This window comes from Alteromonas confluentis (assembly GCF_001757105.1).
Classification (GTDB): domain Bacteria; phylum Pseudomonadota; class Gammaproteobacteria; order Enterobacterales; family Alteromonadaceae; genus Alteromonas; species Alteromonas confluentis.
Map to the genome: position 1 here is coordinate 532030 of NZ_MDHN01000041.1, position 12689 is coordinate 544718.

General features: G+C 49.7%; 9 protein-coding genes. 4 read left to right on the forward strand and 5 right to left on the reverse strand.

Annotated elements, in window-relative coordinates; all coding sequences use genetic code 11:
• The first annotated feature begins 192 nt into the window (after positions 1-192).
• Positions 193-1161, forward strand: coding sequence for a universal stress protein (locus tag BFC18_RS20210; RefSeq protein ID WP_070127489.1), 969 nt, complete (start codon positions 193-195; stop codon positions 1159-1161).
• Between the two features lie 92 nt (positions 1162-1253).
• Here the strand turns inward: BFC18_RS20210 and BFC18_RS20215 are convergent, their stop codons facing one another.
• The 5 genes from BFC18_RS20215 to BFC18_RS20235 form a co-directional block, all read right to left on the reverse strand.
• Complete coding sequence (locus BFC18_RS20215) at positions 1254-2525, reverse strand: inorganic phosphate transporter (RefSeq protein ID WP_070127491.1); 1272 nt, start codon at positions 2523-2525, stop codon at positions 1254-1256.
• Between the two features lie 282 nt (positions 2526-2807).
• Positions 2808-3527 carry a phosphate signaling complex protein PhoU gene (gene phoU / locus BFC18_RS20220; RefSeq protein ID WP_070127493.1) on the reverse strand — a complete coding sequence of 240 codons (720 nt, stop codon included), beginning with the start codon at positions 3525-3527 and terminating at the stop codon, positions 2808-2810.
• A gap of 12 nt (positions 3528-3539) precedes the next feature.
• On the reverse strand, positions 3540-4346 hold the full coding sequence (gene pstB / locus BFC18_RS20225; protein ID WP_070127495.1) for a phosphate ABC transporter ATP-binding protein PstB: 807 nt from the start codon (positions 4344-4346) through the stop codon (positions 3540-3542).
• Positions 4347-4353: 7 nt separating this feature from the next.
• The gene (pstA, locus tag BFC18_RS20230; protein WP_083273208.1) at positions 4354-5928 is read right to left on the reverse strand and encodes a phosphate ABC transporter permease PstA; all 1575 of its coding nucleotides are present in this window, start codon (positions 5926-5928) and stop codon (positions 4354-4356) included.
• Positions 5921-8080, reverse strand: coding sequence for an ABC transporter permease subunit (locus tag BFC18_RS20235; protein WP_245680444.1), 2160 nt, complete (start codon positions 8078-8080; stop codon positions 5921-5923). Before BFC18_RS20235 ends, pstA begins: the two co-directional genes overlap by 8 nt.
• 175 nt (positions 8081-8255) lie before the next feature.
• On the opposite strand from BFC18_RS20235, the gene BFC18_RS20240 reads away from it, so the two are divergent.
• The 3 genes from BFC18_RS20240 (at position 8256) to ppx (ending at position 12471) form a co-directional block, all read left to right on the forward strand.
• On the forward strand, positions 8256-8762 hold the full coding sequence (locus BFC18_RS20240; RefSeq protein ID WP_070127499.1) for a glycine cleavage system transcriptional repressor: 507 nt from the start codon (positions 8256-8258) through the stop codon (positions 8760-8762).
• Positions 8763-8845: 83 nt separating this feature from the next.
• The gene (gene ppk1, locus BFC18_RS20245) at positions 8846-10915 is read left to right on the forward strand and encodes a polyphosphate kinase 1 (protein WP_070127501.1); all 2070 of its coding nucleotides are present in this window, start codon (positions 8846-8848) and stop codon (positions 10913-10915) included.
• 5 nt (positions 10916-10920) lie between these two features.
• On the forward strand, positions 10921-12471 hold the full coding sequence (gene ppx, locus BFC18_RS20250; protein WP_070127503.1) for an exopolyphosphatase: 1551 nt from the start codon (positions 10921-10923) through the stop codon (positions 12469-12471).
• Positions 12472-12689: the final 218 nt, after the last annotated feature.

Consider the following 12689-nt stretch of genomic DNA (forward strand, 5'->3'; position numbering starts at 1 on the left):
GAATTAGCGTTTGATTTACTTTAATAGCATTTACCAAATAGTTCAAATTTTAACCGCCGCAATATTTTATTGCCTTCGCGCTTTGGCAAATTCACTGAAATGTCATGAAACGGCACGACTGTTCAGCCACAAAAAAACTATACTGAGTAAAGTGAAGCAACGGCGAGCTATTCTGTTTATTACGAGGTACCCATGAAGGACAACATTAGCAACATACTTTGTGTGTTACACGATACACACGGACAAGACAGCCTCGTCCAGCGCGCAATGAACATTGCGCAAAAATATCAGGCAGAGCTTACGGTAATGTTGGCAATGGAATCGTTGCCGCCGAATGCACGCATGATCATGCAGTCGTTTGAGTATCTGGAGTCGCAATCATCCATCAATCAAACTGCGCAAGACTGGCTCGATGAAAAAGCCGCGACCTGGTCGCAGCAATATCCGGTAAAAACCGTCGTTACTATTGGTGATCGGTTTATCGATATCATCCATCATGTTACCAACAACAACCACGACCTGGTTATAAAGCAGAACGAAAACGAAGCGTCGGGCTACATTACCAGCAGCGACGATAAGCACCTGCCGAGAAAGTGCCCTTGCCCTGTATGGATTATGCAGGCCGATGAGTTGACAAAAGATAAGCAGGTTGTTGCAGCCATCGATGTGAATTATCACTATCCTGAGCATGAAGTGTCTCTGCGTAAACAACTGGCTTTCGATATCCTTTTCCATGCCTGGCAACTTGCTGCACTGGAAAACGCTTCGCTGCATATCGTGCATGTGTACGATGGTGTGCCTGAGAATATTCTGCGTCAGGGATTCATTAGTGTTAATGAAGATGCCGCACAGCAAGACTTGAATGCTATCCGTCAGGAACGCCAGGAAGAAATTGATCGCTTACTGGGCGTATTGGCCCTGGAAGTAAAAGACAGTGAAGGCAGCGAGTTGAAGCCACAGGTTCATCTGGTACGTGGTTATCCCCGCAGGGAAATAGCTAACACTGCAAACGCCTGTGGCGCCACTACGCTGGTGATGGGCACGCTATCTCGGCTAGGCGTGCCGGGTTATATTATGGGCGGCACGGCTGAAGAAACCCTTGAGCAGGTTGAGTGCGCTTTGTATGGCCTTAAACCGCAGGGATTTACATCACCGGTTTAACCACTTCTATACGAAAAAGGCCGGTTACCTTTGCGGGTAACCGGCCTTTTTGTTTCTATTCGCTTGCTTTTGTTCGCTTGCCTTTTACTTACTTAGGCAACACCAAACGCCGCTTTCAAGCAGAAGAAGAATACGATTGCCAGAATGGCACCTGCAGGCAGGGTCACAATCCACGACACCACAATGTTACGTACGATGCCCAGATTCAGGGCCGACACACCACGCGCCAGGCCAACACCCAGTACCGCACCCACCAGCGTTTGCGTGGTTGAAATAGGTAATCCCGTTCCTGAAGCAATAACAACCGTACAAGCTGCTGCCAGTTCTGCGGCAAAACCCCGGCTTGGCGTAAGATGGGTAATACCCTGACCGATGGTTTTAATTACCCGGTGGCCGAATAAAGCCAGACCAGCAACGATACCTAAACCACCTAATGGTAAGATCCAAGGAGCCAGTTCTGAACTTGAATTAATGGCACCACCGGAACTCACTACGCTTACTACTGCCGCCAACGGACCAATCGCATTGGCAACATCGTTGGAACCGTGAGCAAATGCCATACAACAAGCTGTTACCACCATAAGCATGGCGAACACTTTTTCGATATTGGCGCTTTGAATATCGGCACTCTGGTTCTCAGAAAACTTCATGCGAGAAATGGCGTAACGGCCAATACCACCCAAAATAATGGCAATCACCACCGCCAGGATGTAGCCCATTTCAGGCGAAAACGTGAGACCCACGTGCTTCAGACCCTTCTTGATGGTTACCAGCGACATAACGAAACCGGCCAGACCCATGTAGAAAGGCACGTAACGTTTGGCATTTTTGAACGGCGTTGCCGTATCGAAAATCAGTTTATGTGCACTGACAAAGATCAGATAGGCAATAATACCGGAGATAGCAGGCGTAATAACCCAGCTTCCCACAATACCACCTACTTTGCTCCACTCAACGGCATCCATACTTACACCAGTGGCCGTAAAGCCAATGATAGCACCGATGATGGAATGGGTAGTTGATACCGGCCAACCTAACCAGGACGCTAATCCCAGCCAGATACCAGCGGCCAGCAAAGACGCAATCATCCCCAGTACCAGATAATCTGGCCGCTCAGAGAAATAGGTTGCGTCAATAATGCCTTTACGGATGGTACTTGTTACTTCGCCCCCCGCCAAATAGGCGCCAGCGAATTCAAATATCATCGCGATAATAATAGCTTGTTTGATCGTCAGCGCTTTGGACCCTACTGAGGTTCCCATTGCGTTGGCGACGTCATTGGCACCGATGCCCCACGCCATAACGAATCCGACCACAGCGGCCAGAATGATAAGCGTCATGCCATAACTTTGCAGAAGTTCCACAGGTTTCGCTCCTGGATATTATTTGCTTGCTACGCAGGAAAACGCCAAAGGGCGCTGAGGATTGATCGTGACATTTCCACTCGGGAAATTTACAACAGGCGCTAGCGGTAAGTTATCTGTCATAGGTTGTTTTTTAAACGTTTCTAATTTGGCTGCGGCGCATGATAACGTAACTCATCCCGATGCAATAGTGTAAATTTGCCGGAATAAGACAAATCGCAAAGAATCCCGTCGGGTCCGACTATTATTAAAGCAAATATTTCATTTTTGTGACAACCAGACCTAACTAAGATGCTTTAATTTCTGTTGGATGTTCTCTAAGGGCGCATGTCGCACGTCGGTTCCGCGAGACAAATACACCACATATTCGCAAATATTCTTGCAACGATCGCCGATCCGCTCCAATGATCGCAGTGCCCAGAGTACTTCCAGCCAGTCTTGCATATCATCGGTACTCTTTTGCATTTCTTCGGTGGTGTATTTAAGCAGCTTTTTGTATTCCGCATCGATACGGTTGTCTTGGTCGTATACTTCCAGCGCTGAGTTTTCATCTTGCCGGGCCAGCGCATCAAACGTACCGCGCATCATTTGCACTACCCGCTCACCAATGAGCAACATGCTGCTTTTGATGGTTTCAGAAGCGGGCAGCTTATTTTTCGTTACCAGGCGGGCAATACGTTCAATTTCATCGCCCATGCGCTCGATATCGGTGATCGCCTTCGACACCATCATCACTAAACGAAGATCGGACGCTGTTGGGTGACGCTTGGCAATGATCCGCAAGCACTCTTCGTCGATCTGCATTTCCATGTTATTAATTTTGAGATCGTTAAGAATGACTTTCTCAGCAAGACCGGCATTGTTCTGTTGAATGGCTTTCAAGGTATCGACAAGCTGAAGTTCAACTTCCCCGCCCATGGTAAGCACAGAATTACGCAAATTCTCGAGTTCGGTATTGAACTTGCCGGAAATATGCGTGTTTAGAGCAACCTGACGAACCATATGTGCCTCCTGTTAGCCGTAGCGACCAGTAATGTAATCTTCGGTTTGTTTATGTTCCGGCATCGTGAACAAGGTGTCACTGTCGGCGTACTCAATCAATTTGCCCTGATGCAAAAATGCAGTGTAGTCAGACACCCGCGCCGCCTGTTGCATGTTGTGGGTTACAATAACAATGGTACAGCGCTTTTTCAGGCTCGCCATGAGCTCTTCAATAAACAAGGTGGTTAACGGGTCGAGGGCGGAAGTGGGCTCGTCGAGCAACAAGATGTCGGGTTTCAATGCCAGCGCCCGGGCAATAACCAAACGCTGCTGCTGACCACCAGAAAGAATATGTGCAGATTCAAATAACCGGTCTTTGACTTCTTCCCATAGTGCCGCATCTTTCAGCGATTGTTCTACGGCGTCATCCAGATACCGGCGCACACGAATGCCTTGCAGGCGAAGGCCATAACACACATTATCGTAAATGCTCATGGGAAAAGGATTTGGCCGCTGAAACACCATGCCTACCTGGGTCCGCAGCTGCGACACATTTTCTTTGCGGCGGTTAATATCGCGGCCACCAATGAAAATACTGCCGTCGTAACGGCAATCCGGGGCCAGATCGTTCATGCGATTAAAACAGCTAATCAAAGTAGACTTGCCGCAACCACTTTGGCCAATCAGCGAAGTGATACGGTTCTTCGGTATCCGCATACTGATATTGTGAAGCACGTGCTTTTGCCCGAACTGCAGGTTAAGTTTTTCAACCCGGATAGCCGTTTCCTCTTCACTGAGGTTCTGTACATCCAGCGTTTCGTGTTCAAATAGCTTCAGCATAAAATTCTCAGTTTGTGAGATAACGTTTACGCAGCCGCGCCCGCAGCAGCACAGCCAGAATATTAAGCACCAATACCACCAGCAGCAACAATAAGCAGGTAGCAAACATCATAGACGCCCCTTCCGCATCGGTTTGACTGTGGAACGCGCCATCATAAATCAGTACACCTAAGTGCATAAACTGCCGGTCGAGGTGCATGTAAGGAAACTCGGTGTCTAACGGCAGGTTTGGCGCAAACTTCACTGCGCCCACCAGCATGAGCGGGGCTACTTCACCTGCGGCACGTGCAATCGCCAGAATCACGCCTGTCATAATACCCGGAGAGGCCATGGGCAGCACGGTGTGCAAAATCGTTTCTGCTTTCGTGGCCCCGAGCGCATAACTGCCCGCCCGTAATCCATTAGGCACCCGCCGCAAACCTTCTTCGGTGGCAACAATCACAACGGGAAGTGTAAGGATTGCCATGGTCATGGCAGCCCAGAATAATCCCGGTGTTCCTAAGGTTGGCGCGGGCAGCGTATCGGCAAAAAACAGCGCATCGATATTGCCGCCCACCACATACACAAAGAAACCCAGACCAAACACTCCGTAAACAATGGAAGGCACGCCGGCCATGTTCGACACGCTAATACGAATAATGGCGGTAAGCAGGTTGTCAGGCGCGTATTCATTCAGGTAAACCGCAGCGAGCACGCCAAACGGTGTGACGATAATGGTCATGATAAATACCATCATCACCGTACCAAACAAAGCGGGAAACACACCGCCTGCAGTGTTGGCTTGCTTGGGTGACTGAATAAGAAACTGCCCGATATGACCGAACGTGACGCCAACTTTCCCCCACACACCAAGTTGTCCGGGAAACACAATCTCTTCAATGCTAGCCACCGGTACCGACAGAGTTGTGCCATCGGCCATGGCGATTTTCAGGGTGTAATTGTCGCGCTGATCTTCCAGTTTAATGATCTTGTTCTGCCATTGCCTGAACGCATCGTTGAGCTTTTCTCTGGCAGGGGCATCCATGGCTACACCACGTACGTCCAGTTCAGATAACTTTTGGTGAATAGCGCTTAGCCAGCGGGTGCGGATATCTTCAATTTGCTGCTCAATACTGCTTACCTTCTCTGCAACCGACGCATAGGCCTGCTCAGAGTATCGAACATTGTCTGACGCGCGAATTTGTACCGGTACCCCCAACACTGATAAGCCATCATTCAAGGTAATATCGGCGCTGTTTACCGACTCTACCAGCGTAAGAATACGGTCTTCATCGATAAGAGCTTGTGTGCCGTGGGGCGCGTCACTGCTGGAGTACACCACCAACCTCACCGCGTCGCCCTGATCGTGAAATTCGCTGAATACCCGGGCATAAACGGCTTTGGCCTGCTCAGTCTGGTCATCTACAAAGGTTAACGAGTACACAGGCGCAGGCCAGAAATAAGCCACACCACGGTAAATGATCAGTGCCAGCACCGACACCAGCGCTAACAGCAACAAGGTTGACAGAAACGCCGTAAAGCTGATGACGAACGACTGCCGCTGCGCCGGGTTCATGATGGCTTCAATCCTGGTTTTAATCATGACGGGCGTTCACTCTGAGACGTTGGCGTAATAACTCTGCCAGCGTGTTTACCACAAAGGTAAATCCAAACAGAATACAAGCGGTAAAGAATAAGATTTGATAATGCACACTGTTTACGTCGGTCTCTGGCAGTTCAATGGCCAGGTTGGCAGTAAGTGCCCGCAAACCTTCGAGAAGGTGCCAGTCGGAGATGGGCGTGTTGCCGGTAACCATAAGCACAATCATGGTTTCGCCAAACGCCCGGCCGAAGCCCAACATGATAGCCGCAAGAATGCCCGGCATAGCCATTTTGAGTACCACGTGATGCAGCGTTTGTAACCGGGTTGCGCCCAGTGCAAACGAGGCATGTTTCAGGTAATCGGGTACGCCACTGATGGCATCTTCTGCCAACGAATAAATGGTGGGAGAAATCGCCACACCCAGCGCTAGCGCCACTACGATGGTGGTTTTGCCAATAGGCGTTTCCGACGAAGTAGACAGCGCAGTGAGGGAATCCACACCGGTTAGAGTAAATATCCAGTCTGGTGCCCACTGCATACTCACGTAACCCAAGGCGAGCAGTAACAAGGGTAGCACAATGAGCTCGGTGCCCCGGCGCAACACCGGTGGAAACTTTCTAGCAATACGATATTGAAACAACGCGGCGACAAACAAAATCACCGGCACTACAATTAAAAAGAAACCAAAGGAAAACAACACCCGCTCAGCCATGGGTGCCAACCAGATGGCAGCCACAAAACCAATGAGTACAGAAGGCACGGCTTCTAACATCTCAAGCGCGGGCTTCAGCCAATGGCGCAACCGTGCTTCAGAGAAGTAGGCCGAGTAAATGGCCGCCCCAACAGCCACCGGTATGGCTATCATTAACGCCAGTACCGACGCTTTAAGACTACCGATAAGTAACGGCACCAGACTGTATTTCGTTTCCTGATAATCGGAACCACTGGTGGTTTGCCATACGGTATCGGCTTGTTGATAGCCTTCGTATTCCTGCGGCTGGAACAACGAGGCCCAGGTAGTCACGCCACTTAGCCAGTTTACTTTCTGAATGCTGACACCAGTTTCTGACGCCAGATATAAACGCCGTCCATACCAACTCAATGAGCTGCGCGGCACCTCAAGGCTAGTGGCACTCACGACTTCTCCGGTTACCCGGTTCATAAGTACTAACTTACTGGCAGAAGTTAATATTGCCAAAGCATCCGACGTGGCATGAACACTCACATCAACAGGCGTTTGATAGTCGTCGAAGGGAATGGTCCAGGTAGGATAAAACGTCATTTGCCCGTTGTTGTTACGCAGAATCCAACGGGTGAGTAGGCCATTGTCTGATGCCGTTAGTAGCGTGCGATCTTTTGGTAGGCTTTGCCACCACACAATACTTTCTTTGGTGAGCGAGTCGTTGGCAACACCATCCAGCGGTTGCTGGGTAAGTAACCCTTTTTCGAACGTTAACGTTAATGCCGCCCCAGGCAATGGCAATACCATGGCGCGAGGCGAGAAAGAGAAATCGATAATGCGGGTAGGATTCGCGCGATTAACCCAGCGAACAAACGTTTGAGAGTCGGTAACAACCTTTGCCACAATCCAGCGTTCGCCCGGATAAACCTGCCAGGACTGCTGCGCCAGCCATACCGCTTCGGGCAACGCAAAGCTGATTAAGCCCGCGCCCAAGGCTTTCGGCTCGGCACCGGTTAGCAAAGGCGACTGTGTCATGGCAATAGACTGCACATCGACCACCCTCACCTGGCCAGAACCAGAGATATCTGCAATATAATGTTGTTCTTTTTCACTGACCACCGCCGTGCTGTGGTCGCAAGGCCGAATGTAATCGTGAAACGACGCAAACCCCGTTTCGGCCTTATTCAGATTCAGCATGCGAACCCGACAATCCTCTGTTCGCGCTAGCAGTGGCTGACCTTCCATGAGATCACCGGCAGACAGTACCGACAACCCCTGACTTTTCTGGGCTTCATTAAATTCGGGCGAGGACACTTCCGATAACGACGGCGACATCGCCAGCGGCATTGCCTGGGAAATCAGGTGAGAAATTAACAACACCAATGTGAAAAGCACCAGCCCGCCGAAAAGCGTCACGGTGACTTTCAGGCGCTTATCTTTGCGCTGCCTTTTTATGATTTGTTTGTCCACAGGTGACTTCATATTGTTAAAAGCAACTTTTGCCTGATTTTTCAAAGATCAGATAGGGTTGGTTGCCAATCATGTGTTATTTTAATACTGCTAATCAAGTGGAAAATCGCAGGCCCCGTGGCCTTCAACCTTCAGCACCGTTGCCGGGTGCCATCATTAAAAACAGGAGTGCGATATGCAACCTCTGATCATTACCATCATGGGCAAGGACAAACCAGGTCTGGTAGATGCGCTTGCCAAATGTGTTTATCGTCACGATGCCAACTGGCTGGGCAGTAGTTTTGCTCATATGGCGGGTTTATTCACCGGTTTTGTGGAAGTGCACGTACCGGCCGACAAACACGACGCCCTGGTATCTGCACTCAACGATTTGCCCGACCTTACCGTACAATCGGTATCGGTGGCCGACAATGAGAAAACCTTTAGCGAAACCTTAAGCGTTGCCATTATGGGTAACGATAAGCCCGGCATCGTACAGGAACTGACAAATATTCTAAACCAGTTCAACCTGAATATTGTGTCTTTCGATAGCCGATGTGAAAGCGCGCCGGCCTGGGGCAGCATGATGTTTAAAGCCAAAGCGACCATTGCGGTACCTGAAGACTTCGACGACAGCGCACTGCAAACCTCGCTGGAAAGTATTGCAAATGATTTAGTGGTAGATATCACCACCAGCGTATAACCCGCTTTCCCCCGCCTGTCACATGGTTGTCACGGATAAATGGCAGGCTTTGCAAATTTTTTAGATAGAAAAAACTGCGACGTATGGATTACAACGAACTCTACTACCCGAAAGAACTTAGCTGGCTGGCCTTCAATGAAAGGGTGTTACAGGAAGCGGCTGACAAAAATAATCCTGCGGTTGAGCGCATTCGTTTTCTGGGTATTTACTCTAATAACCTGGACGAGTTTTACCGCGTTCGTGCCGCTGATGTAAAAAGACAAATCACCATTGCCGAAGAAAACGGTAGTGAAGAAGAAGCATCTAAACTGATGTTGTTGATGGAAGCCATTCAGAAAAAAGTGGTGCATCTGTCTAGCAAGTTCGATGAGATCCACAAAGACGTGGTAAAAGCCCTGGCGCGATACAATATCTTCATCGTGCGCAAAGACGAACTAAACGACTACCAGAAAGTGTGGTTACGCAATTTGTTCGTGAACAAAATTCTGCGCCACATCGCCCCTATTCTCATTGAAAAGAAAACTGACCTGCTGAGTCGTCTGAACGGCACGTCTGTTTATCTTTATGTGGCGATTCGTCGTGAAGGCCGCAATACCCGCTATGCCGTAGTGCAAGTGCCTACCAGCGAAACCTCCCGCTTCGTGGTTATTCCACCCGAGCGCAGCCGTAAGAAGAAGCACATCATTCTGCTGGATGACATTATTCAACTGTGTCTGGAAGAAATTTTCCGCGGTTTCATTAAATATGATTCGCTGGAAGCCTATTCGTTTAAAATGACCCGTGACTCCGAGTACTCCATCAACGATGAAATTGATGAAAGCTACATGGATAAGATGTCTGAAAGTATGAAGCAGCGTCTTATTGCCGAGCCGGTGCGGGTAATTTACGACCATGCAATGCCTGAAGACATGGTACTGGATTTACGTAAACGCCTGAAAGTAACTAAGCTCGACACCATGCACGCTGCGGGGCATTACCGCAACTTTAAAGACTTCATTGGGTTCCCTAATGTGGGTCGTGAGTATTTGGAAAACCCCAAATTACCGGCCATCGATACCAAAACCTTTTCGAGCTACAACACCGTGTTCGACGCCATCACGGCGCACGACATTCTGTTGTACTACCCGTATCACCGCTTCCTGCATTTTACCGAGTTTCTCCGTCAGGCCGCTTTCGACCCCAGCGTTAAATCCATCCGCATTAATATTTACCGTGTGGCCAGCAACTCGCGCATTGTAAACTCGCTGATAGATGCGGTTGATAACGGTAAGAAAGTAACGGTAGTGGTAGAGCTTCGCGCACGTTTTGACGAAGAAGCCAATATTGAATGGTCGCGCCGGATGACCGATGCAGGTATTCGCGTTGTGCTTGGTGTACCTACCCTGAAGATCCACAGTAAAGTGTGTATCGTCGCACGGGAAGAACGCGGTTCGCTGGTGAACTATGCCCATTTCGGTACCGGTAACTTTAACGAGAAAACCGCTAAAATCTATACTGACTTCAGCCTGTTTACCCGTAATCAGGAGCTGGCAGAAGAAGCAGCGAGCGTGTTCGATTTAATCCAATATCCGTATCGCCGGTATAAATTCCAGCATCTGCAAATTTCGCCGCTGAACAGCCGTACCAAGATCCAGTCGTTGATCCGTCAGGAAATTCAGTATCTGAAAGAGGGCCATAAAGCCCAAATCACCTTTAAGATTAATAACCTGGTAGATAAAGAACTTATCGACGATTTGTACCGTGCCAGCCAGGCGGGTATGAAAATTCGCGGTATTGTACGCGGTATGTGTTCGTTGGTGCCGGGCTTACCGGGGATCAGCGAAAACATCACCATTACGTCTATTGTCGACCGTTTCCTGGAGCACCCTCGCGTGATGGTGTTCGAAGGTGGCGGCGACAGAAAAGTCTTCATTTCCTCTGCAGACTGGATGACACGTAACATGGACAACCGTATTGAAGTAGGTTGCCCGGTGTACGATAAACGCTTACAACAGCAGATCGTAGATATTCTGGAACTGCAGTTCAAAGACACACTAAAAGCACGCATCATTGACAAGGACCAGACGAATAAGTACGTTCGTCGAGGTAACCGTAAAAAACTACGCTCACAGATAGAAATTTATGACTACCTGAAGCGTCTTGAAGATGAGTAATCTATTTGAGCCCCACCGAATCCGTTTTTGACGCTGTAGAAAGCCGCGACACCACCAAAGTTGCGGCACTGGACATTGGCTCCAACAGCTTCCACCTGGTTGTAGCCCGCATTAATGCGGGCTCGGTACAAATTCTTCACCGTTTGAAAGAAAAAGTCAGGCTAGCAGCCGGGCTTGGCGAAGATAACGTCTTGTCGGATGAAGCTATCGAACGGGGCCTGAAAATGCTGGAGCTGGTTGCGACCAGCCTAAACGGATTTGAACCAGATTCCGTACGTATTGTGGCTACCCATACCTTGCGGAAAGCCGTTAACGCGCGCACCTTCATTAATGCCGCCCGGGAAGTCTTGCCCTACCCTATCGAAGTCATTTCCGGTGTGGAAGAAGCCCGTTTAATTTACTCCGGCGTGGCACATACGAATCACAGCGATGGCCGCCGCCTGGTAGCAGACATTGGTGGTGGTTCCACCGAGTTCGTTATCGGCGAAGGCTTCGACCCGCTAATTTGTCGCTCATTGCAAATGGGCTGCGTAAGCTACACCAACCGTTTCTTTGCCGACGGCGAGCTGAAAGCAAAAACCTTCAATCGCGCCATTACAGCCGCCAAGCAGGAACTGGAATTGATTGAGAACCGCTACAAGCATCTCGGTTGGACTCAGTGCATTGGCACGTCGGGCACCATTAAAACGCTGTTCAATTTGGCCCAGCGCGATAAATCTAACGGTCACGACGAGCCGGTCACACTAAAGAGCCTGCGTAACGTAATGAAGAGTTTCATCGACGCAGGCCACATCGATAAACTCACCATGCCTGAAATCAGTGAAGATCGTCAGGGCGTTATCGCCGGTGGTTTGGCTATTCTGATTGGTATTTTCGAAGCGCTGGACATTAGCGAACTGGTGTACTCGCCCGCCGCATTGCGTGAAGGTGTGCTGTACCAAATGGAAGACGAGCTAAAGCACTCTGACATTCGTGAGCGCACAGCGAAAAGTTTAGCTACCCGTTACGATGTAGATACCACTCAGGCAAACATGGTTCTGGCGACCACATTAAACCTGTACGATCAGGTGGTGGGAGACTGGAAGTTCAAAAACAAAGATTTCCGCGCTATGTTGGGTTGGGCATCGTTGCTTCACGAAGTGGGTATTCAAATTAACTCTCGTGGCGTTCAACGTCATTCGGCCTATGTGTTGTCGAACGTAGACATGCCTGGATTCACCCAGGAGCAACAAGAGTTGCTAGCGACGCTGGTGCGTTTTCATCGCAAGAAAATTAAATCTGCGGAAATTCCAGAATTTCAGCTGTTCGACAGCAGCGCAGTAAAACGTGCCATCGCCTTACTCCGTTTAGGCGCGATGTTGAACATAAAACGTCAGGAATCGTTTCTACCCGAACTGAACGTAACCACCAGTAAAAACAGTCTCACCCTCACCTTCCCGGCAGGCTGGAAAGAAAGCCGCCCCATTATGAGTGCTGACCTCCAACAGGAAGTACAATACTGGAAGGCAATAGACTTAACGCTGAACATCGAAGAAGCTGAATCGGCTGCCGAGTAGCGCCCTATCGCTCGCGGTAAAGCCCGCGCCGGCGTGTGGGAGTATTGGGACTTCGGAACAGTAAACCCGCGGACAGGGGGCGGTGTTGCCTGAGCGAACCGTCTGCCGCAGGGAAGCGGCAGCCGAGGCCCCATGGATGGGTTTACGCCGTGTTCGCGAAGGCAATTCCGCTCCCTGGCCAGAAGGGTTTACGCCTTTTCCGAAGTACCAATACTCCT